Here is a 21,992-nt window from a genome sequence, read left to right as displayed (position 1 = left end):
TCATGGCTACTGTGTGGTTTTTACTGGATGATCCGGTTTTTTATCGTTGCCGGGAATGTACGGGCTCCAGGGCTGGGCGCGTACCGGTTTGTCCGTCTGCCATACGACGTTGAACTGACCGTTTTCTTCGACTTCGCCAATCATCACGGGTTTATGCAGGTGGTGGTTGGTCTGATCCATCGTCAGGGTAAAACCATCTGGCGCTTTGAAGGTTTGACCGGCCATGGCGGCGCGCACCTTGTCCACGTCGGTTGTGCCGGCTTTCTCGACGGCCTGCGCCCACATGTGAATGCCTACGTAGGTGGCTTCCATCGGATCATTGGTGACCACGGTGCTGGCATTCGGCAGATTGTGCGCTTTCGCGTAAGCCCGATAATCGGCAACAAATTTGGCGTTGGTCGGGTTATCTAAGGATTCAAAATAGTTCCAGGCGGCTAACTGACCGACCAGCGGTTTGGTATCAATCCCACGAAGCTCCTCTTCACCGACCGAGAAGGCCACGACCGGAATATCGGTGGCTTTGATGCCCTGGTTAGCCAGTTCTTTGTAGAATGGTACGTTGGAATCGCCATTGATAGTCGAGACCACGGCGGTTTTGCCGCCCGCGGCGAACTTTTTGATATTTGACACGATGGTCTGGTAATCGCTGTAGCCAAACGGGGTGTACACTTCTTCGATATCTTTATCCTGCACGCCTTTTGAATGCAGGAATGCACGTAAAATTTTGTTGGTGGTGCGGGGATACACATAATCGGTTCCCAGCAGGAAGAAGCGTTTGGCGCCACCGCCATCCTCGCTCATCAGGTACTCCACTGCCGGAATCGCCTGCTGATTCGGCGCGGCACCGGTATAAAAGACGTTCGGCGACATCTCTTCGCCTTCGTACTGCACCGGATAGAAAAGCAGGCCATTCAGCTCTTCAAACACTGGCAGCACGGATTTGCGCGACACGGAGGTCCAGCAGCCAAATACCACAGCCACCTTGTCCTGGGTCAGCAGTTGACGGGCTTTCTCAGCAAACAATGGCCAGTTTGAGGCCGGATCCACCACTACGGGCTCCAGTTTTTTCCCCAGTACCCCGCCTTTGGCGTTGATTTCATCGATGGTCATGAGGGCGACATCTTTGAGCGGCGTTTCAGAGATAGCCATGGTGCCGGAAAGCGAATGCATGATGCCCACTTTGATGGTCTCAGCCGCCTGAGCGCTCCAGGCGAATCCCAGACTGGCGACGGTAGCCGAGAGGGCAAAAGCTTTAAGCAATGAACGTCTTTTCATCAATGATAAACCCCTAATGTTATGGATACGTTATTCAATGGGTTGGAGCCGGGCCTGCTGGAGCATGTGTAGCGTAATTTTTCTGACCTCCGCTTTACTGACGGCAATGTGCTCGGTCAGGATCTGACGGGCGTCCTGGGTCTGCTGTAACAAAATGGCCTGTAAGATCTGCGCATGTTCGCGATACGTCGCCGCGACACGATCTTCCCGGGTAAAATCGAGGCGACGAATAATGCGGATTTTCTCCGTCAATTCGGCATGGATGCGCGCCATTTCGGCGTTGCCCGCGGCGGCGACCAGCGTCATGTGAAACGCCTCATCGTGCTGCGAGACGACCTTGCCATCTTCCAGCCGGGCGGCATCACACCAGAACTGATACAGCTCGCGCAGCCGGGCGGCGCACTGCGCCGAGGGCAGTTCGCACAGTCGCTTCACGGCTTCGCACTCCAGTACGGTGCGCAAATCGTACAACTCTTCGAAGTAGGCAAAATCAAAGGTTTTTACCTGCCAGCCGCTGCGAAACCACACGTCGACGTAGCCCTCTCGCTCCAGCCAGAACAAGGCCTGGCGGACCGGTGTGCGGCTGACCGCCATGCGCTCGGCAATCTCACTTTCACTAAAACGGTCACCGGGCATCAGGCGAAATTCAAAAATGTCGTTTTTCAGCGCCTGGTAAACACGTTCTGCCAGCGCTTCCGGACGGGCTTTGCTGCGCGTTGATCGCGTCGTCATCGGTTCTCCTTATTCCAGCCACAGCAGCGTATCGCCCGGACTGACAGGGCGACCGGCCTGGCAGGCCACGCGTTTCACCTGACCTGCGCAAGGGGCCGTAATCGCCAGCTCCATTTTCATCGCCTCAACAATCACCAACGTCTGTCCCTCGCTCACCGTGTCGCCGGGCTGCACCAGCACTTTCCAGATATTGCCGTTCATGTCTGCCTGCACGGCCTGCGCACTGTCATCCTCAACAGGCGCATCGGCCACCACCTCCGCGTGGGCTGGCGCTTCAGGCGCTTCCTGTGACCAGAGCCTGACCTCCTGCTCGAATGCTGCCGCCTGCCGCTGACGGAACGCCGCAATGTCGTCGGCGTTCGCCGCCAGAAACTGCTGGTGGGCGGCAAAATCAAATTCAGTATCCTCGATACGCAGTGCGGCGCGGCCCTCACGGAAATCATCGCGTAACTGCGTCAGCTCCTCTTCAGTCACCGGATAGAAACGCACCTGATCGAAGAAGCGGAGAAGCCAGGGTTCTCCGGCACTAAACTGCGGGTTCTTCAGGAAGGTGTTCCAGATGGGTAACGTGCGGCCAACCAGCTGATAACCGCCGGGAGAGTCCATGCCGTAAATGCACATGTACATTCCACCAATGCCGACGGTGCCCTCTGCGGTAAAGGTACGGGCAGGGCTGTACTTGGAGCTGAGCAGACGATGGCGGGGATCGACCGGCACCGCGCAGGGCGCCCCCAGGTAAACATCGCCCAGGCCTAAAATCAGGTAGCTGGCATTGAACAGCGTATCGCGGACCTGATCACGACTGTCTAATCCATTGATACGTTGGATAAAATCGACGTTATTAGGTAGCCAGGGCGCGCTGGCGCACACGGTTTCTTTATAACGTTCCACGGCACCGAGCGTGGCGCTGTCTTCAAACGCCATCGGCATCCAGACAATGCGTGATGGTACTTTCAGCGTACTGACGTCACCGAGCTGGGCTTCCCGCGCCAGCAGCTCGGACATTAACCGGGACTGTGACAGCGTGAGGCTGTCGTAGCGAATTTGCAGTGACCGCACGCCGGGGGAGAGCTCTTCGATGCCGTCTATCGGCTGTTCGTGCAGCGTTTCCATGAGCAGATGAACGCGCAGGCGGAGGGCCAGATCCAGGACGTTGTCGCCATATTCGATCAGGATGTATTTATCGCCTGCCTGACGATATACCGCCTGAGGCGTACGGTCGGTGGCGGCAACGGCGGCAAGCAGGGTGCCGGAACCAAAGGCGTTGTCGGCCAGTGACGGCACGGCAAATGTCTGCGCGGTGTGCGGACGCAGCGTGTCAATGACCTGCGACCGGGCATTTTCCCGCGCGACGGCTTCCTCAACGCTGATGGGATGGAAACGGATTTTATCGCTTGGTTTAACCTGGCCGACTTTCCACAGTTCGGCTTTGGCAATTGTCACCGGGCACACAAAGCCACCAAGGCTCGGGCCGTCATGGGTCAGGATGACCGGAAAATCCCCGGTAAAGTTGATTGCACCAATGGCATATTCACAGTCATGCACGTTGGACGGATGCAGACCCGCTTCACCGCCGTTGGCACGCGTCCAGTCTGGTTTTGGCCCCACCAGGCGCACGCCCAGGCGGTTAGAGTTGTAATGCACCTGCCAGTCGCTGGCAAAAAATTCATCAATGGCCGCCTGAGTAAAGAAGTCCGGTGCGCCATGCGGCCCGTACAGCACACCAATCTGCCATTCACTGCCATATTCCGGGATTAGCGACGGGCTGAGCGCCTGAGGTGCGCTCACCGGTGCGGGCGTGGTGCAGGCCGCCAGGGCCGGTTGCGAGACGGGCAGCATATCGGCAACCCGAAGCGTGCGGCCCGCGTGCCCGCCAAACTGGCCCAGAGAGAAGGTGGAACGACTGCCAAGGTATTCCGGGACATCAAAGCCGTTTCGGATCGCCAGATAACAGCGGCAGCCGCGCTGGGCGCGACCCAGCGCCAGCGTTTGACCGGCGTTTACCGTCAAAGGCTGCCAGTTACTGACAGGTTCTCCATCCAGCGTGGCGCCACAGTCCGCGCCTGTCAGCGCAATGGTGGCGGCGCAATGAAAACGCAGCGTCGGGCCTTGCAGGGTAAATTCCAGTCCGGCCGCGGCTTCATGATTCCCAACGATGCGGTTGGCCAGGCGGAAGGCATAATCGTCCATGGGACCCGATGGCGGTACGCCAATATTCCAGTAACCGAGACGGCCCGGTACGTCCTGAATGGAGCTGAAGGTCCCCGCCTGCAGCACTTCGACCACGGTTGCTGCGGGCGTAAAACTGTCCAGAAAACGCGTCCAGACCTTGCCGCTGCGGAACGCGTCAGTGGTCACAATTTGGCGAAGATAATCAAGATTGGTGGCAATGCCGTGTAACTGTGTGGCGTTCAGCGCACTGTGGAGTTTTGCCAGCGCCGCCTCGCGCGTTTCTGCATGGACGATGAGCTTAGCGATCATCGGATCGTAGTAGCTGGATACCTCGCTCCCGGTCGTTACCCAACTGTCCACGCGGACATCGTCAGGAAAACAGACATGGGTGAGCACGCCAGGGCTGGGCTGAAAGTTTTTTAACGGATCCTCAGCGTATAACCGGACTTCAATCGACGCGCCCTGTGGGGCCTGCTGCAGGCGCTCCCAGTCGATAGCTTCGTCAGCGGCGACGCGCAACATGCACTCCACCAGGTCAAGGCCCGTTACGCATTCCGTGACCGGATGCTCAACCTGCAGACGCGTGTTCACTTCCAGAAAGTAAAAGGCATCCTGCTGCGCATCGTAAATGTACTCCACGGTGCCGGCGCTGCGGTAATTCACCACTTCACCCAGGCGTACGGCCGAGGCGAGCAGCGCATCACGCGTTGCCGTCGGCAGGCAGGGCGCGGGCGTTTCCTCCACCACTTTCTGGTTGCGGCGTTGTAGCGAGCAGTCGCGTTCACCCAGCGCCACCACGGTGCCCTTGCCGTCACCAAAGATCTGCACTTCGACATGGCGGGCATGATCGATACAGCGTTCAAGAAAGACGCCCGCATCACTAAAAAATTGTTCACCCAGTCGACGAACGCTCTCCCAGGCATTGCGCAGAGCCTCGGCATCAGCACAGCGCGTCAGGCCAATACCACCACCGCCTGCCGTGCTTTTTAACATCACTGGATAACCGATCGTTTCGGCTGCACTGAGGGCGTCATCAAGCGTGTTGAGCAGCGGCGTGCCCGGCGTCATCGGCACGCCGGCCTGGGCGGCTAATTCGCGGGCGCGATGTTTCAGCCCAAATTCGCCAATTTGCGCGGCCGTCGGCCCGACAAATACGATACCGGCCTGTTCACAGGCGGCGGCAAAGGGCAGACTTTCTGACAGAAAACCATAACCGGGCCAGACAGCCTGTGCACCGCTTTCCTGCGCCGCCGCCAGGATTTTATCGATACGCAGATAGCTGTCACTGGCCTTATCACCGCCCAGCGCGATCGCGATATCGGCTTCCTTCACATGCTGCGCGTTGCGGTCAACATCGGAAAACACGGCGACGCTCGTGATGCCCAGACGTTTCAGTGTTCGGATGGCGCGACAGGCAATCTCACCACGGTTAGCAATCAGGACAGTGCTGAACATGATTATTTACTCCCAAGCGAGGCGAGCCAGTTGCGCCAGCCGCCAAATTCAGTGATTTCCAGCGCGCCATGTAGTGCGGCACCTTCACAGATAAAACCTTTCACTACGCGCCCATCGGCAAGGGTCAGATTGCCGATGCCCAGCGGAGCAGGGATTTCGGCAACAAACTCACCAAAGCGCGCCAGCGGGATATCCCACAGTTCAACGGTAATGGCTGCGCCCTGTTCGGTACGCATCAGACCCGGTTTCTTGATGGGGCCCTCTAACAGCGCGAACAGGCGATACAGACTGGCGGTCTGCGTTTCTTCCACCAGTACGGCCTGACGTGTCGTGAGCTGGAAGTTAAGTGGCATACCCGTCAGGTGTGCACCGACGACGGCAACCCGCACGTGATCGTGGGACGGAGTCAGTCCCGTTGAGGATGACGACAGGGGCAGGCCAGTTGCGCCCAGGGGCAGGGCCAGCGCGTGCTGCCAGCGCAGACCAAACTGCGCCAGTGCGCGGTCGTGCCAGGCGGGGGCGATGAGCGTAATGCCTGCGGGCAGATCGTCATTTCTGAAAGGGGCGGGCAGGGCCAGTGCCGCGAGATCGGCCAGATTGGTGAAATTGGTGTAGGTGCCGAAATGCGAGTTGTAGAGCACCGGTTCCTGCTGCATCTCCGCCAGGGTGTAAATCGTTGGCGAGGTAGGCACCACCAGCGCATCGAATCCGGCCAGAACCTGCTGAATCTCACGGGTCAACCCGGCGCGCTGGTATTCGGCCTGCCAGGCATCCACGGCGCTGTACTTCAGGCCATTCGCTACGATGCCATGGACGACCGGATCCATGTTGTCTGGCTGGTTGAGCATCTCGCCCACGGCCACGGTGCGTTCGGCAACCCACGGCCCCTGATAGAGCTGTTCGGCAAGCTGGCGGAAAGGGGAAAAATCGATGGGATGCAGCGTTGCGCCTGTCGCCTTTAGCGCGCTGAGCGCAGCATGCCAGGCGGCTTCGGCTGCGGCATCGTCATAAAATTCGGGCTCAGCGGGAATGGCGAAATCCGGACGGGCTTTCATGCCTGCAGGTGCCGTGCGGGGATCTACACGCGAATAGGCATCTTTCTCATCGTAACCGCCGGCCACGCTGGCCACGGTAAAGGCATCTTCAACCGTTAGCGCAAACACCGAAATCGTATCGTTCAGGCGGCAGGCCGGCACCACGCCGCGTGCTGAGAACCATCCTTTCGTGGGTTTCAGGCCGACAATGTTGTTGAAACCTGCCGGAACGCGCCCTGAACCGGCGGTATCCGTACCGAGCGAGAAGCCCACCAGGCCGCGCGCCAGCACTGATGCTGACCCCGAACTGGATCCGCCACTCACAAAATCCGGGTCAAAGGTGTTACTGACTGCGCCATAAGGTGAACGCGTACCGACCAAACCGGTAGCAAACTGATCAAGGTTGGTTTTGCCGATAACAACCGCGCCTGCTGCTTTCAGGCGCGCCACCACAAAGGCATCCTCTTCAGCGGTATAGCTAAACGCCGGGCAGGCGGCGGTGGTCGGCCAGCCAGTCACGTCAATGTTATCTTTCACGGCAAAGGGAACACCGAACAGCGGAAGGGCATCCGGATCCTGCTGGTAACGCGCCAGGAGCGGCTCAGTTTGCGCCATTAACTGGGCGGGAGTGGCAAGACAGATCCACGCATTATCGTCTGGATCCAGCTCAGAAAGGTGTTCAGCCAGCAGCGTGTAGACCTGCTCCGGGTGTTGCCGAACGCGTTGCTGCCAGTCATTAAGGGTGAAACCGAATGTCGAAGCCATGCAGTGAATTCCAACAGGTATACAAGATGGGATTCAACAAAGCAAAGGACGTGCCAGGATTTTAATGCTATGAATCAATGAGATAATTCGAACGGCCATAAGAATATGTGATGATAAAACGCACAGTTGTCGCGCAGGCATTGTGACATCACGGTGCGTTAAAGCGGTGCGAAGGTAAATTTTGTGAAGAACATGGCAAGAGTGGCTTCCCTTGGTTAGCATGAATAACGTCTGGCACAGAGCCAGTGCCCAGCAACAGAGGAGATTTACGTGGAGAAGTGGCGTAACTGGATGATAGGGATCTGCCTGGTCAGCACGGCCGGCAGCGCATGGGCTGATTCGCTTGATCAACAACGGCAACGATATCAACAAATTAAGCAGGCCTGGGACAGTAATCAGATGGCAACAGTTGAACAGCTGTTACCGACGCTACAGGATTATCCGCTTTATCCTTATTTAGAATACCGTCTGCTGGCGCAGGATCTGGACCAGGAAACCAGCCTGGCAGTACAAAATTTTATTCAAAAGTATCCGACTTTGCCGCCAGCGCGCTCGCTGAAAACGCGGTTTGTTAACGTACTGGCGCATCGTCAGGACTGGCAAGGCGTACTTAACTTTAGCCCCGACGAGCCCACGCCGGTGCAGGCACGTTGTAACTGGTACTATGCCAAATGGTCAACCGGCCAACAGCAGGCGGCTTTTGCAGGTGCGAAAGCGATCTGGCTGCGCGGCACGGCCCTGCCAAATGACTGCGACAAGCTATTCTCCGTGTGGCAGGCCAGCGGTCAGCTTTCTCCCATCACCATTCTTGAACGTATCCGCCTGGCAATGAAAGCGGGCAATGACAGCCTGGTCAGCTACCTGGCCAAAACGCTGCCTGCCGATTACAAGACGATGTCGGATGCATTACTGGCATTGCAGCAAGATCCTCAGTCCGTCACGACCTTTGCCAACAGCGTGGGCGCAACCGACTTCACGCGCCAGGCCACGATTTTTGCCTTTAACCGCGTCGCCCGTGCCGATATGGAAACGGCCCGTAGCCTGATCCCTGAGCTGGTGCGCGCACAAAAAATGGGGCCAGAAGATGAGCAGGCGCTGAAAGAGATTGTCGTCTGGCGGATGATGGGCAGCGATCTGACCTCCGAGCAGGCGCGCTGGCGCGATGCGGTGGTGATGAACAGCGAATCGACCGCGTTAATTGAACGGCGGGTTCGCCTGGCGCTGAGTGAAAACGATCGTCGTGGCCTGAACACCTGGATTGCTCGTCTGCCGGTTGAAGCGAAAGAGAAAGACGAGTGGCAGTACTGGCAGGCCGATTTGCTTTATTCAAAAGATCGCAAAGAAGAAGCCGATGATATTCTGCGTAAGCTGATGAAAGAGCGCGGTTTTTATCCTATGGTTGCCGCACAACGTTTAGGGGTGGACTATCCTCTTCAGGTTGATGCAGCACCCAAACCTGACGCGGCAACCACCCAGGGGCCAGAACTCGCACGCGTGCGTGAGCTGATGTACTGGGGCATGGACAATCTGGCACGCAGCGAGTGGGCCAACCTGATCGGCAGCAAAACCCATGTCCAGCAGCAGATGCTGGCGCGCTACGCAAGCGAACAGGACTGGTGGGATCTGAGCGTACAGGCCACGATCACCGCGAAAATGTGGGACAGCCTGAAGGAGCGTTTCCCGCTGGCATGGCAGGATCTGTATAAGCAAAACACTCAGGGTAAATCCATTCCGCAGAGTTATGCGATGGCGATTTCCCGTCAGGAAAGTGCCTGGAACCCGAAAGCCCGTTCCCCAGTGGGTGCCAGCGGACTGATGCAGATTATGCCGGCGACCGCGACACACACCGTGAAGATGTTTAGCATCCCGGGCTATGTGAACGCGTCTCAGCTGTTCGATCCGCAGACCAACATTCAGATCGGGACGCAGTATCTGGAGTATGTTTATCAGCAGTTTGATAAGAACCGGATATTCGCCTCAGCGGCTTACAATGCCGGCCCGGGACGTGTACGGACCTGGCAAGGCAGTACAGCAGGCAATCTCAACGCCGTTGCCTTTATCGAAACCATTCCGTTTTCGGAAACCCGCGGTTACGTGAAGAATGTGCTGGCCTATGATGCGTACTACCGCTACTTCCTGGGGCAGCCGGACAAGATCCTGTCCGATGCTGAGTGGAATCGCCGCTACTAGCTGTGTTAAGCTTCCGTACTCTTTAGCGAGTACGGAAGCCTCTCATGAATCAACCCTCTGTGCCATCCACGACTGACCCGGCTACGGACGCGCACTGGCTGCGTTTTGTTGAGCTGATGCAACAGGCTTTTGCGGATAACCAGGCGCTGCCGCTGTTACAGCTGATGACGACGCCAGATGAACGAGAGTCCTTTGGTACACGCTTGCGTATCATTGAATCGCTGCTGAATGGCGACATCAGCCAGCGTGAACTGAAAAACGAACTGGGCGTGGGGATTGCCACGATTACACGCGGATCAAACAGCCTGAAAGAGGCGCCTCCGGCACTGAAGCAGTGGCTGGAAGCACACCTGACGCGTCGCTGATTACTGCTGGTAGAACGGATGAGTTAGCGGGCAGAGCGCCAGTATCAGAGCCTGGTGGTAAACGCTGGAGCGGCTGAGCAGGCCCTGGGTCAGGGTACCGATTGCGCCGCCTTTGTGCTTAATATTGTCGATGCCGGTGAGGCGCGCCATCTCCTCACCCAGTTCGCGTCCTTCATGTAAACCGGCCATCACCACTGGCGGCAGGGTAAAACTGGCTGAACGTGACTCTCCCCGCTGTTTCTGGTTTTCCACCACCATCCAGGCAAAAGCGCACTCTTCTTCAATTCCGGCTTCAATCGCCACCCAGAAGTCGGCTTCCGGGCGAACCTGACGGGCATTCATCACGCGCTGGCGTGCGCCAGTTCGCGTTTCGAGGTTGGTTAACGGCTGTGCCGCAACGCCGCTCTCGACCTCGACCCCTTCGATATGGCAGGATCCCTCGCCGAAAACGTCGTTGAATGCCTGAGCAATCGCACGAATCTTCGCTGGATTGATGGTAGCTGCGACAACATGGTACATAATTAATTGAACCCTCAGGTAATTAAGGCGATTTTGGTCGCAGTATAACGGAAACTACGCATGCTACAGGTCTATCTTGTTCGTCACGGTGAAACGGTATGGAATGCAGAACGTCGCATTCAAGGGCACTCCGACAGTCCGCTGACGGAAAAAGGTGAGCAACAAGCCCGTCAGGTCGGTGAACGCATCAAAAGCGCCGGTATCACGCATATTATTTCCAGCGATTTAGGGCGCACCCGGCGCACTGCTGAAATCATTGCCGATGCCTGTGGTTGTGATATCACTTTCGACCCGCGACTGCGGGAGCTGAACATGGGCATACTGGAAAAACGATTGCTTGATGAGCTGAGCCCGGAAGAAGAGGGATGGCGTGCTTCGCTGGTGAACGGCAGCGAGGGCGGCCGCATTCCTCAGGGCGAATCCATGACGGAACTTGCGCAGCGTATGCAGGCGGCACTCAATGCCTGCCTTGCGCTGCCGGCAGGGAGCCGCCCGCTACTGGTCAGCCACGGCATGGCGCTGGGCGTGCTGGTCAGCACCATTCTGGGGCTACCAGCCTATGCCGAACGTCGCCTGCGCCTGCGCAACTGTTCGATTTCCCGCGTTGATCATCAGCAGAGCGCATGGCTGGCACAGGGTTGGGTCGTGGAAACGGCGGGTGATATCGCCCACCTCGACGAACCCGCGATGGACGAGCTTCAGCGTTAATCGGTGATGCCGTCATGAGCACGGCATCACGCCAGGCATTAACGGCGAATCGGGATCAGATATTCACAACGAATCTCTGTAGGCGGTTCGCCACGCTTTTTACCGCCATGCGTAATAAAGCGTTCGATGTCCTGACCCATGCGGCGCGTCAGGCCCAGAGTCGGCATGCAGGTACCGTATAACAACAGAATAAACTCCTGAAGTTCAACGCGCGGACCGCTGTAGTTGAACTGAACGTAATCTCCGGCTTCAAGAACGACTTTCTGGCCCGAATGCATATTGGTCGCGCTGTCGGTTGGCACGGCTGTGGTGTAGAGAATCTCCTGCTCATCGTCTTTTTCATGACTGGCAAGGACCTGGTGCAGACCGTAGAGCACGGGCGGAACCGTATCCGTTTCCAGCAGAAACTGCTTCCAGAAATGGACGCGCATTTCATCGCGGTAGCTGGAAATTTGTTCCAGGGTACAGGTGTAGCTCTGTGTCTGTCCCACCAGAACAGTCTCTGGAAGGGTGACGAACTGCGATTCCGGCAGCTGAACGTTTCCTAACCGAATCGGTGGGCGAATACCAAATGAATTCCAGTCAGACGAGCGGCGATACCATGCAGGTGTCTGATTAAACTGCTTTTTAAAGGCTCGTGTAAACGTCTGCTGTGAATCAAACCGATACTGCAAAGCAATATCGAGAATCGGGCGGCTGGTCAGGCGAAGTGCCACCGCGGCTTTGGAAAGACGTCGTGCCCGGATATAGGCGCCAATGGCGTGTCCAGTAACGTCCTTAAACATCCGTTGTAGATGCCATTTAGAATAACCGGCTTTAGTGGAAACGTTATCCAGTGAAAGTGGTTGATCCAAATGGCTCTCCAGCCAGGCAAGCAAATCGCGAATGATACCGGCTTGGTCCATAAAACATCCTCATACTCTGGTGGCGCAGCTAAATGAAGTCGACGAATAATAGCACTTATTGCTTTAAAGACATGTTTGGCTTTGACTGGGATGGTTGTGCTATTTACGCGGGAATTTATACCCTTTTTACGTTGGTTATTGTATCGATTGACAGTACATTACATGCTCATCTATTACATTTGCAATGGTAACTCAATGACAATACCTCGTCTCCTGCTCGTCACCTTCGCGGGTTTACTGTTTTCCAGTCCGCTTCTGGCTGAAGAGATTGGCTCCGTCGACACCGTGTTTAAGATGTTTGGACCCGACCACAAAATTGTGGTTGAGGCATTCGACGATCCCGACGTAAAAAATGTCACCTGCTACATCAGCCGGGCGAAAACAGGCGGTATCAAGGGCGGGCTGGGGTTAGCGGAAGATACATCAGACGCGGCGATTTCGTGTCAGCAAATCGGGCCGGTAGAACTGAGCGAGAAAATTGCCAAAGGTAAAGCACAGGGTGATGTGGTGTTTCGTCAGCGCACATCGCTGATCTTCAAGAAACTGCAGGTCGTGCGTTTCTTTGACAGCAAGCGTAACGCATTAATTTATCTGGCTTACTCAGATAAAGTGGTGGAAGGTTCACCTAAAAATGCGCTAAGCGCCGTACCCATTATGCCGTGGCACTAGGGCAATCATTCAACGCCCATGAGGGCGTTAAATGAGCGCCAGTTTAATCCTGCAGGTCACCACAGAAACGATAACCTTCGCCATGAATGGTGGCGATGATTTCGGGGGTATCTGGCGTGGATTCAAAATGTTTGCGGATACGACGTATTGTCACGTCAACAGTACGGTCGTGTGGCTTGAGATCGCGTCCGGTCATTTTCTTCAGCAAATCAGCACGCGTCTGAATCTTGCCGGGATTTTCGCAGAAGTGCAGCATGGCACGGAACTCACTGCGCGGCAGTTTGTACTGCTCACCGTTGGGATTGATGAGTGAGCGACTGTTGATGTCCAGCTCCCAGCCGTTAAACTTATAGCTTTCAACCTGGCGACGCTCTTCATTGGGTAAAGGCAAATTCATGGTACGCAACAGCAGGTTACGTGCACGAATAGTTAATTCGCGTGGGTTGAACGGTTTAGTAATGTAGTCGTCTGCACCAATTTCCAGCCCAAGAATTTTATCGACTTCGTTATCGCGTCCTGTCAGGAACATCAATGCGACATTGGCTTGCTCACGCAGCTCACGTGCCAGTAACAGGCCGTTTTTACCCGGCAGATTGATGTCCATAATAACCAGATTGACATCATTGTCGGTCAACACCTGGTGCATCTCTGCACCATCGGTCGCTTCGTACACGACATAACCTTCCGCCTCAAAAATGCTTTTGAGGGTATTGCGCGTGACCAGTTCGTCTTCAACGATGAGAATGTGCGGGGTCTGCATGTTTAGCTACCTAATTTTGCCAACTAAATTGAAAACAGGGCGTACAGCGGTTAGGTGCTCTCCAGTGCGGAGAACGGCAAGCTTTGCTGAACCGTTGTACAAAAGTAAATTTTGATAAGCTTTTATCAAGGTCAACAACCGTATTTGCTAGCCTGCCGGGGTAAAAATTCCATGCCCTGCGGAATAGTAATTTGAAACACATACTAACTGTATTAACAGCAACCTAACAGCAATAACAACAACTGGTAAGCATAAAAACAACGCTTCGTTGACTTATATCAAATGCAATTGTAGCACGTTAACATTTCTGTGAAAAACATCTCGAAAAATAGCCTGCTGGCTGACATTACGTCTCATATTTGTCCCCGCCAGCCCGGCTTATCACAAAAGATGATGTTAGAAACTTACTATTACAGTGGACTGAAATGAAAGGCTTTTATTTCGAAAGTTTTGATAATGTGCACTTTATGATAAAAAGGCGCTCTCTGGCCTTTTTTAACGTGTTTTAACATGTATTTCAGAGTCTTAACATAACCACCTCTATCCCTCAATAAAGCAGGTGCATGTTACACTCTCAGCGTACACATTTACTGATGGAATGATCATGCTTTTTCCTCTTATCCTCGTCTCACCTGCCCGGGCAGAAAATATTGGCGCGGCGGCGCGTGCCATGAAAACCATGGGCTTTAATGAAATGCGTATCGTTGCCAGTGATGCATGGCAAGAGCCGGCGGCCCGCCGCGTAGCGCATGGCGCAGGCGATATTCTGGACAAGATTAAAACCTTTGAAACGCTGGCCGACGCGCTGGCAGACATCGACTTTTCCGTCGCCACCACCGCGCGAAGCCGGGCCAGATTCCGCTACTATGCAACGCCGCAGCAGGTGGAAGCACAATTGCGCGAAAAACGTCAGTGGGTAAACAGCATGGCGTTGGTATTTGGCCGTGAAGACAGCGGACTGACCAATGAAGAGCTGGAGCAGGTTGACCTCCTCACCGGCATTCCAATGGCAAACGATTATCCTTCACTGAACCTGGGGCAGGCCGTTATGGTTTACTGCTATCAGCTGTCGACGCTCAATCAGGTGGTTGCGCCTGCCGCCCCGGTGGCCGACGGTCAGCAGCTCCATGCCCTGCGCCAGCGGTTTGAACAGTTACTGAGCCGGTTAGAGGTGAGTGACGACAATAAAATGGCCGACTGGATTAACCAGCGTATTGGCCTGTTAGAGCAGCGCGACAGTGCCATGTTGCACCGTTTGTTGCATGACGTGGAAAAAAAGCTGGCAGATAAATCCTCGGGTTAAACGTGGCTATCCAGTCACAGATGTTAATGAAACGCGGTATAACAAACGATTCACCAGGCTTTCCTGGTTTAACAGCATGCTAAACATTGTGGTCTGTATTTGCGCAAAAGATAAAACCGTTGACTTAATGTGCGCTTTGCTTTACTTCTTGACGCAGATGGACAATCAATGACAGACAGAAAAATAAATCTGAATGCGTAATCACAGCCTGAACACCACAATTATTACCACCACCATTACCATTACGATCGGTAAAGGGGCGGGCTGACGCATCCAGGAAAAACAGAAAAGAAGCCCGCACCTCACGAGTGCGGGTTTTTTTTTGACTCAAAATCAGGAGAGTTGACATCATGCGAGTGCTGAAATTCGGTGGGACCTCGGTTGCGAATGCAGAGCGTTTTCTGCGCGTGGCCGATATTCTGGAAAGTAATGCGCAACAGGGACAGGTTGCCACCGTGCTTTCTGCGCCCGCTAAGATTACCAACCATCTGGTCGCGATGATCGAAAAAACCATTAGCGGTCAGGATGCGTTGCCGAATATCAGCGACGCGACGCGCATCTTTGCGGAGCTGTTGCAAGGGCTTGCCGAGGCGCAACCCGGTTTCGATTATGACGGGCTTAAAAGCCGCGTAGACAGCGAGTTTGCTCAGCTTAAACAGGTGCTGCACGGGATCAGCCTGTTGGGACAGTGCCCTGACAGCGTCAATGCGGCCATTATCTGTCGCGGTGAGAAGCTTTCCATTGCGATCATGGAAAAGTTATTAGAAGCGCGTGGTTACGGTGTCAGCGTCATCGATCCGGTCGAGAAACTGTTAGCTATCGGCCATTATCTGGAATCAACCGTTGATATCGCCGAGTCAACCCGTCGCATTGAAGCCAGTAAGATCCCCGCTGAAAACATGATCCTGATGGCGGGTTTTACCGCCGGGAATGAACGTGGTGAGTTGGTGGTGCTGGGGCGTAATGGTTCTGACTATTCGGCGGCGGTGCTGGCGGCTTGTCTGCGTGCCGATTGCTGCGAAATCTGGACCGACGTAGACGGGGTTTATACCTGCGATCCCCGTCAGGTACCGGATGCTCGCCTGCTCAAATCCATGTCTTACCAGGAGGCGATGGAGCTCTCCTATTTTGGGGCGAAAGTGCTGCATCCGCGGACTATCGCGCCTATCGCCCAGTTTCAAATCCCTTGTCTGATCAAAAATACCGCCAACCCGCAGGCCCCAGGTACGCTGATCAGCGCCAATGGCGAACAGGATGAATTCCCGGTTAAGGGCATCACCAACCTGAATAATATGGCGATGTTTAACGTGTCTGGCCCGGGGATGAAAGGCATGGTGGGCATGGCCGCACGCGTGTTCGCGACTATGTCACGCACCGGGATTTCAGTGGTGTTAATCACCCAGTCCTCTTCCGAATACAGCATCAGCTTCTGCGTTCCTCAGAGTGAGCAGGCGCGCGCGCGCCGTGTGCTGGAAGAAGAGTTCTACCTTGAATTAAAAGATGGCTTACTGGATGCGCTGGACGTTATCGAAAATCTGGCGGTGATCTCGGTTGTAGGGGATGGCATGCGCACCCTGCGCGGGATTTCAGCGAAATTCTTCTCTGCCCTGGCGCGCGCCAATATCAACATTATCGCGATTGCTCAGGGATCCTCTGAACGCTCAATTTCCGTCGTGGTGAACAATGATGACGTTACGACCGGCGTGCGCGTCGTGCATCAGATGCTGTTTGCTACTGACCAGGTGATCGAGGTTTTCGTGGTCGGTGTGGGCGGCGTTGGCGGTGCGCTGCTGGACCAGCTGCATCGCCAGCAGGCCTGGCTTAAGCAGAAGCACATCGATTTACGAGTGTGTGGTATCGCCAATTCCCGCGCCCTGTTGACCAATGTCCACGGTATCGATCTCCGCAACTGGAAAGGCGAAATGGAACAGGCCAAAGAGCCGTTTAATCTGGGGCGCTTAATTCGCCTGGTTAAAGAGTACCATTTACTGAATCCGGTGATTGTGGACTGTACCTCAAGCCAGGCGGTTGCCGACCAGTACGCAGATTTTCTGGCGGAAGGTTTTCACGTGGTCACGCCGAATAAAAAGGCCAACACCGCGTCGTGGGAATACTATCAGAAGATGCGTGTGGCGGCGGCGGGATCGCGTCGTAAGTTCCTGTATGACACTAACGTCGGCGCGGGTTTACCCGTCATTGAGAACCTGCAAAATCTGCTCAATGCAGGCGATGAGTTGATCAGATTCTCTGGCATTTTATCAGGATCGTTATCCTATATTTTTGGCAAGCTGGATGAAGGTGTATCGTTGTCAGAAGCGACCAGGATGGCACGCGAGATGGGCTTTACCGAGCCCGATCCTCGCGACGATCTCTCCGGTACGGATGTCGCGCGTAAGCTGCTGATTCTGGCGCGTGAAGCGGGGCATTCGCTCGAAATGAGCGACATTGAAATCGAACCCCTGCTGCCCGCGCATCTGAATGCCATCGCCGACGTTGACCAGTTTATGGCGCAGTTACCCGAAGCCGATGCGGCGATTGCAGCCAGGGTGGAACAGGCACGTGCTGAAGGCAAAGTGCTGCGTCTGGTTGGCGTGATCGAAGAGGGCGGGGCATGTAAAGTGAAGATCGATGCGGTTGACGGTAACGATCCGCTTTTCAAAGTCAAAAATGGCGAAAACGCGCTGGCCTTTTACAGCCGCTATTATCAGCCGATTCCGTTAGTATTGCGCGGATACGGTGCAGGAAACGACGTGACAGCTGCGGGCGTGTTTGCCGATCTGCTGCGCACACTGTCATGGAAGTTGGGAGTGTAATGATGGTAAAAATTTATGCGCCGGCCTCAATCGGTAACGTCAGCGTGGGTTTTGACGTGCTGGGCGCGGCGGTATCGCCAGTGGATGGTACATTGCTGGGTGACTGCGTGTCGGTCGAGGCGGCCGAAAACTTCAGCCTGAGCAATACGGGACGTTTTGTCAGTAAACTGCCCAGCGATCCCAAAGAGAACATCGTCTATCAGTGCTGGCAGCGTTTCTGTGAAGCGATTGGCAAAACCGTACCTGTAGCGATGACGCTGGAAAAAAATATGCCGATCGGCTCCGGCCTCGGCTCCAGCGCCTGCTCCGTGGTGGCTGGCCTGATGGCAATGAATGAATTTTGTGGTAACCCGCTTGATGAAACTCAGCTCCTGACCCTGATGGGAGAACTGGAAGGGCGCATCTCCGGTAGCGTACATTACGATAATGTCGCACCCTGCTTCCTTGGCGGCATTCAGCTGATGCTGGAAGAAAACGGCATTATCAGTCAGGCTGTTCCCGGATTTGACGACTGGCTGTGGGTCATGGCCTATCCGGGTATTAAAGTCTCGACGGCGGAAGCGCGGGCGATCTTACCTGCGCAGTATGCAAAGCAAGACTGCATCAAACACGGTCGTCTGCTGGCAGGCTTTGTTCACGCCTGTCATACGCGCCAACCCGCGCTGGCGGCTAAACTTATGCAGGATGTCATTGCTGAGCCTTATCGTACTCAGCTGTTACCGGGCTTTGCCGAGGCTCGCCAGGCCGCGCAGGATATTGGCGCGCTGGCCTGTGGAATATCGGGCTCTGGCCCCACGCTATTTGCCGTTTGCAACCAGATGGAAACGGCGCAGCAGATGGCCGACTGGCTGAGCCAGCACTATCTGCAGAACGATGAAGGCTTCGTCCATATCTGCCGTCTTGATACGGCTGGCGCACGTAAACTGGGATAACGCATGAAACTCTACAACCTTAAGGATCATAACGAGCAGGTCAGCTTCGCCCAGGCGGTGAAACAAGGTCTGGGTTCACAGCAAGGGCTGTTTTTTCCGCTCGAACTGCCGGAGTTTGAACTGACCGACATCGATGCCATGCTGGAAATGGATTTTGTTACCCGCAGCAGTAAGATCCTTTCAGCCTATATCGGGGATGAAATCCCGGCAGCACAGCTGACTGAACGCCTGAAAACCGCGTTCACCTTCCCGGCGCCGGTTAAGGCCGTCAGCGACGACATTGCCTGCCTGGAGTTGTTCCACGGTCCGACGCTGGCGTTCAAGGATTTTGGCGGCCGCTTCATGGCGCAGATGCTGTCATACGTCAGCGGGTCCGATGAGCAAATTACCATTCTGACGGCGACGTCCGGCGATACCGGTGCTGCCGTGGCTCACGCCTTTTACGGCATGGAGAATGTGCGTGTTGTCATCCTCTATCCGCAGGGGAAAATCAGCCCGTTGCAGGAGAAGTTGTTCTGTACGCTGGGTGGCAACATCGAAACCATTGCGATTGACGGCGATTTTGACGCCTGCCAGTCGCTGGTTAAGCAGGCGTTTGACGATCAGGCGCTGAAAAAAGCAATAGGCCTGAACTCCGCTAACTCAATTAACATCAGCCGTCTGCTGGCGCAAATTTGCTACTACTTCGAAGCGGTTGCCCAACTGCCGCAGGAGAAGCGTAATCAGCTGGTGGTCTCCGTGCCAAGCGGAAACTTTGGTGATTTGACGGCCGGCCTGCTGGCGAAATCACTGGGCCTGCCGATTAAACGCTTTATCGCCGCGACCAACGCCAACGATACGGTGCCACGTTTCCTGGGCAACGGTGAATGGCAGCCTAACGCCACCGTGGCGACGCTGTCGAACGCTATGGACGTTAGCCAGCCAAACAACTGGCCACGTGTGGAGGAGCTGTTCCGCCGCAAAACCTGGCGTCTGAGCGATCTGGCTTACGGTGCGGTAACGGACGATGTTACGCGTGAAGCGATGCGCGAACTGGCTAAGCTGGGTTACGTATCTGAGCCGCATGCGGCCATTGCCTGGCGTCTGTTGCGTGACCAGCTGCAGGAAGGGGAGTTTGGTTTATTCCTCGGAACGGCCCATCCGGCTAAGTTCCTGGAGAGCGTGGAAAGCATTCTGGATCAGAAACTGGCATTGCCTGCTGAGCTGGCTGAACGCGCGGATCTGCCCCTGCTGTCGCATCAGATGGGCGCAGATTTTGCCCAGCTGCGGGCGTTTCTGCTCAAGTAATGCGCTGTCAGTCAGGATGAGGTGGGATGACCACCTCATCGCTTTTGCAGCGTTAATGCGTCGGGCTGTGGTTACCGTTCGGCGCGTTTAAACACCATCTCATTCTCACGGCTTTCCTCAGCCGCAAAAGCATAGCCATCCACGTCGAACCCCGTAAGCTGCTCTGGCTTCGTCAGGCGATTCTGAATGATGTAACGGCTCATCAGTCCCCGCGCTTTTTTCGCATAAAAACTGATCACTTTGAATTTGCCATTTTTCTCATCCAGAAAGACCGGTTTAATCAGGCGCGCCTGCAGTTTCTTAGGTTTGATGGCTTTGAAGTACTCATCGGAAGCCAGATTAATCAGCACGTCATCGCCCTGACTGGTCAACGCATCGTTCAGTTTTTCCGTTAACAGATCGCCCCAGAAGCTGTAGAGATCCTGACCGGCCGGGTTAGCCAGTTTAATACCCATCTCCAGCCGATAGGGCTGCATTAAATCCAGCGGACGCAGCAGGCCGTAAAGTCCGGACAGCATACGCAGATGCTGCTGGGCAAAGTCGAAATCTTGCTCGCTAAACGTCTCGGCCTGTAAACCGGTATAGACATCACCTTTAAACGCCAGAATAGCCTGACGGGCATTCTTCAGATTGAAATCCGGCTGCCAGCTGTTAAAGCGGTCAGCGTTTAAATGCGCCAGCTTGTCGCTAATGCTCATCAGTGAAGCGACCTGTGCCGGCGAGAGCTTACGCGCAATTTCAATCAGCTGTTGTGACTTTTCTAACAGCGCGGGCTGGGTAAAACGCTGCGTCGTCAGGGGGCTTTCATAATCCAGCGTCTTGGCAGGAGAAATCACCATCAACATCGTCGCTTCCTCAATGAGTCCCTTTTTTAAGGGGTTAGCCTGTAATTGTTGCCTGCGAGTGTAGCAAAAAAGCCGCAAAGATCGGCAAATCACTCCTATTTGTTCGCGCTATCGTAAACGGCATTCCCTGACCTTGCACCACCGTTACCGCGTGATATTATCCCAACAGCCTTTTATCACCCTGACAGTTAACTAAGAGAAAAAACATGACGGACAAACTGACCTCCCTGCGTCAACTGACCACCGTAGTGGCCGACACTGGTGATATCGCAGCGATGAAGCTGTATCAGCCTCAGGACGCAACGACCAACCCTTCTCTGATTCTCAATGCTGCTCAAATCCCTGAATACCGCAAACTGATTGATGAAGCGATCGCCTGGGCGCGTCAGCAAAGCAGCGATAAAGAACAACAGCTGCAGCTGGTATCCGACAAGCTGGCCGTTAACATCGGCCTGGAAATTCTTAAGCTGGTGCCGGGCCGTATCTCCACCGAAGTGGATGCTCGCCTTTCTTATGACACCGAAGCCAGCATTGCCAAAGCTCGCAGCCTGATTAAATTGTATAACGATGCCGGTATCAGCAACGATCGTATCCTGATCAAACTGGCCTCCACCTGGCAGGGCATTCGTGCCGCAGAGCAGCTGGAAAAAGAAGGTATCAACTGTAACCTGACCCTGCTGTTCTCCTTCGCTCAGGCGCGTGCCTGTGCTGAAGCGGGTGTTTACCTGATTTCGCCGTTTGTTGGCCGTATCCTTGACTGGTACAAAGCCAACACGGATAAGAAAGAGTACGCGCCACACGAAGATCCTGGCGTGATCTCCGTGTCTGAAATCTACGATTACTACAAGCAGCACGGTTACGAAACCGTAGTGATGGGCGCCAGCTTCCGTAACGTCGGTGAGATCATCGAACTGGCCGGTTGTGACCGTCTCACCATTTCGCCTGCGCTGCTGAAAGAGCTGGCGGAGAGTGAAGGCACACTGGAGCGTAAGCTGAGCTATAAGGGTGAAGTTAAAGCGCGTCCGGCTAAGATGACAGAATCTGAGTTCCTGTGGCAGCACAATCAGGATCCTATGGCCGTGACCAAGCTGGCCGAAGGCATTCGTAATTTTGCCATCGACCAGGGCAAGCTTGAGAAGATGCTGGCAGAAATGCTGTAATCGTTTTACCGTGGCGGCGCTGTCGCCACGGTTTTCCCTTTCCGCCACCGTTTGTTATTCTTCTTAGTACCTCCTTCCCCATGCACCGCACTGCGGTATATCA

The 21,992-nt window shown here is 55.1% G+C and carries 18 protein-coding genes and 1 other annotated feature; of the genes, 9 read left to right on the top strand and 9 right to left on the bottom strand.

The genetic code is table 11. The features are described 5' to 3' along the window. Positions 1 to 6: 6 nt before the first annotated feature. The 4 genes from urtA to atzF are packed head-to-tail and all read right to left on the bottom strand — an operon-like array spanning position 7 to position 7,433. Positions 7 to 1,275: an urea ABC transporter substrate-binding protein gene (gene urtA, locus GKC68_RS18690; protein WP_028724628.1), complete on the bottom strand. Its 1,269-nt coding sequence runs from the start codon at positions 1,273 to 1,275 to the stop codon at positions 7 to 9. 30 nt (positions 1,276 to 1,305) lie between these two features. Further along, positions 1,306 to 2,007 (bottom strand): GntR family transcriptional regulator, encoded by a 702-nt coding sequence (locus tag GKC68_RS18685; RefSeq protein ID WP_028724629.1) that lies wholly within the window; start codon positions 2,005 to 2,007, stop codon positions 1,306 to 1,308. Positions 2,008 to 2,016: 9 nt separating this feature from the next. Continuing rightward, positions 2,017 to 5,634, bottom strand: coding sequence for an urea carboxylase (gene uca, locus GKC68_RS18680; protein WP_342656392.1), 3,618 nt, complete (start codon positions 5,632 to 5,634; stop codon positions 2,017 to 2,019). A gap of 2 nt (positions 5,635 to 5,636) precedes the next feature. After that, positions 5,637 to 7,433 (bottom strand): allophanate hydrolase, encoded by a 1,797-nt coding sequence (gene atzF, locus GKC68_RS18675; RefSeq protein ID WP_263793426.1) that lies wholly within the window; start codon positions 7,431 to 7,433, stop codon positions 5,637 to 5,639. A 270-nt stretch (positions 7,434 to 7,703) separates the two neighbouring features. On the opposite strand from atzF, the gene sltY reads away from it, so the two are divergent. Together sltY and trpR are read left to right on the top strand one after the other, a co-directional pair. Further along, on the top strand, positions 7,704 to 9,623 hold the full coding sequence (gene sltY, locus GKC68_RS18670; protein ID WP_058705550.1) for a murein transglycosylase: 1,920 nt from the start codon (positions 7,704 to 7,706) through the stop codon (positions 9,621 to 9,623). Positions 9,624 to 9,667: 44 nt separating this feature from the next. After that, on the top strand, positions 9,668 to 9,988 hold the full coding sequence (gene trpR / locus GKC68_RS18665) for a trp operon repressor (RefSeq protein WP_013024543.1): 321 nt from the start codon (positions 9,668 to 9,670) through the stop codon (positions 9,986 to 9,988). Here trpR and yjjX read toward each other — a convergent pair whose 3' ends face one another. Next, positions 9,989 to 10,507 carry an inosine/xanthosine triphosphatase gene (gene yjjX, locus GKC68_RS18660; RefSeq protein WP_028724633.1) on the bottom strand — a complete coding sequence of 173 codons (519 nt, stop codon included), beginning with the start codon at positions 10,505 to 10,507 and terminating at the stop codon, positions 9,989 to 9,991. It abuts the gene before it with no gap. Positions 10,508 to 10,567: 60 nt separating this feature from the next. Between yjjX and gpmB the strand changes: the two genes are divergently transcribed. Continuing rightward, positions 10,568 to 11,215, top strand: coding sequence for a 2,3-diphosphoglycerate-dependent phosphoglycerate mutase GpmB (gene gpmB, locus GKC68_RS18655; protein WP_028724634.1), 648 nt, complete (start codon positions 10,568 to 10,570; stop codon positions 11,213 to 11,215). A 38-nt stretch (positions 11,216 to 11,253) separates the two neighbouring features. On the opposite strand, the gene robA is transcribed toward gpmB, so the two are convergent. Then, a complete protein-coding gene (gene robA, locus GKC68_RS18650; protein WP_047715028.1) occupies positions 11,254 to 12,120 on the bottom strand; it encodes an MDR efflux pump AcrAB transcriptional activator RobA in 867 nt (288 codons plus the stop codon). A 195-nt stretch (positions 12,121 to 12,315) separates the two neighbouring features. Here robA and creA point away from each other — a divergent pair, with 195 nt between their 5' ends. Beyond that, positions 12,316 to 12,789, top strand: coding sequence for a protein CreA (gene creA / locus GKC68_RS18645; protein WP_028724636.1), 474 nt, complete (start codon positions 12,316 to 12,318; stop codon positions 12,787 to 12,789). Between the two features lie 43 nt (positions 12,790 to 12,832). On the opposite strand, the gene arcA is transcribed toward creA, so the two are convergent. Next, positions 12,833 to 13,549, bottom strand: coding sequence for a two-component system response regulator ArcA (gene arcA, locus GKC68_RS18640; protein ID WP_013024548.1), 717 nt, complete (start codon positions 13,547 to 13,549; stop codon positions 12,833 to 12,835). A 604-nt stretch (positions 13,550 to 14,153) separates the two neighbouring features. Between arcA and GKC68_RS18635 the strand changes: the two genes are divergently transcribed. Beyond that, positions 14,154 to 14,852 carry a tRNA/rRNA methyltransferase gene (locus tag GKC68_RS18635; RefSeq protein ID WP_110983305.1) on the top strand — a complete coding sequence of 233 codons (699 nt, stop codon included), beginning with the start codon at positions 14,154 to 14,156 and terminating at the stop codon, positions 14,850 to 14,852. 124 nt (positions 14,853 to 14,976) lie between these two features. Here GKC68_RS18635 and GKC68_RS18630 read toward each other — a convergent pair whose 3' ends face one another. After that, positions 14,977 to 15,204 (bottom strand): hypothetical protein, encoded by a 228-nt coding sequence (locus tag GKC68_RS18630; RefSeq protein ID WP_028724638.1) that lies wholly within the window; start codon positions 15,202 to 15,204, stop codon positions 14,977 to 14,979. Further along, positions 15,053 to 15,177: a sequence feature (Thr leader region), on the top strand. Its footprint overlaps the gene before it by 125 nt. Between GKC68_RS18630 and thrA the strand changes: the two genes are divergently transcribed. The 3 genes from thrA to thrC are packed head-to-tail and all read left to right on the top strand — an operon-like array spanning position 15,203 to position 19,884. Further along, positions 15,203 to 17,665, top strand: a complete 2,463-nt coding sequence (gene thrA / locus GKC68_RS18625; RefSeq protein ID WP_028724639.1) for a bifunctional aspartate kinase/homoserine dehydrogenase I — start codon at positions 15,203 to 15,205, stop codon at positions 17,663 to 17,665. The genes GKC68_RS18630 and thrA overlap by 2 nt on opposite strands. A gap of 2 nt (positions 17,666 to 17,667) precedes the next feature. Next, entirely contained in the window at positions 17,668 to 18,597 is a 930-nt protein-coding gene (gene thrB / locus GKC68_RS18620) for a homoserine kinase (protein ID WP_033778121.1), read from the top strand. 3 nt (positions 18,598 to 18,600) lie between these two features. Next, the gene (thrC, locus tag GKC68_RS18615) at positions 18,601 to 19,884 is read left to right on the top strand and encodes a threonine synthase (protein WP_110983307.1); all 1,284 of its coding nucleotides are present in this window, start codon (positions 18,601 to 18,603) and stop codon (positions 19,882 to 19,884) included. A 71-nt stretch (positions 19,885 to 19,955) separates the two neighbouring features. Here the strand turns inward: thrC and yaaA are convergent, their stop codons facing one another. Further along, positions 19,956 to 20,729 (bottom strand): peroxide stress protein YaaA, encoded by a 774-nt coding sequence (yaaA, locus tag GKC68_RS18610; RefSeq protein WP_264228139.1) that lies wholly within the window; start codon positions 20,727 to 20,729, stop codon positions 19,956 to 19,958. A 206-nt stretch (positions 20,730 to 20,935) separates the two neighbouring features. Between yaaA and tal the strand changes: the two genes are divergently transcribed. Further along, the gene (gene tal, locus GKC68_RS18605) at positions 20,936 to 21,889 is read left to right on the top strand and encodes a transaldolase (RefSeq protein ID WP_028724643.1); all 954 of its coding nucleotides are present in this window, start codon (positions 20,936 to 20,938) and stop codon (positions 21,887 to 21,889) included. Positions 21,890 to 21,992: the final 103 nt, after the last annotated feature.

Source organism: Pantoea sp. RSPAM1, assembly GCF_038816185.1.
Lineage (GTDB): Bacteria > Pseudomonadota > Gammaproteobacteria > Enterobacterales > Enterobacteriaceae > Pantoea > Pantoea ananatis.
This window is presented reverse-complemented; position numbering and strand designations above follow the sequence as displayed.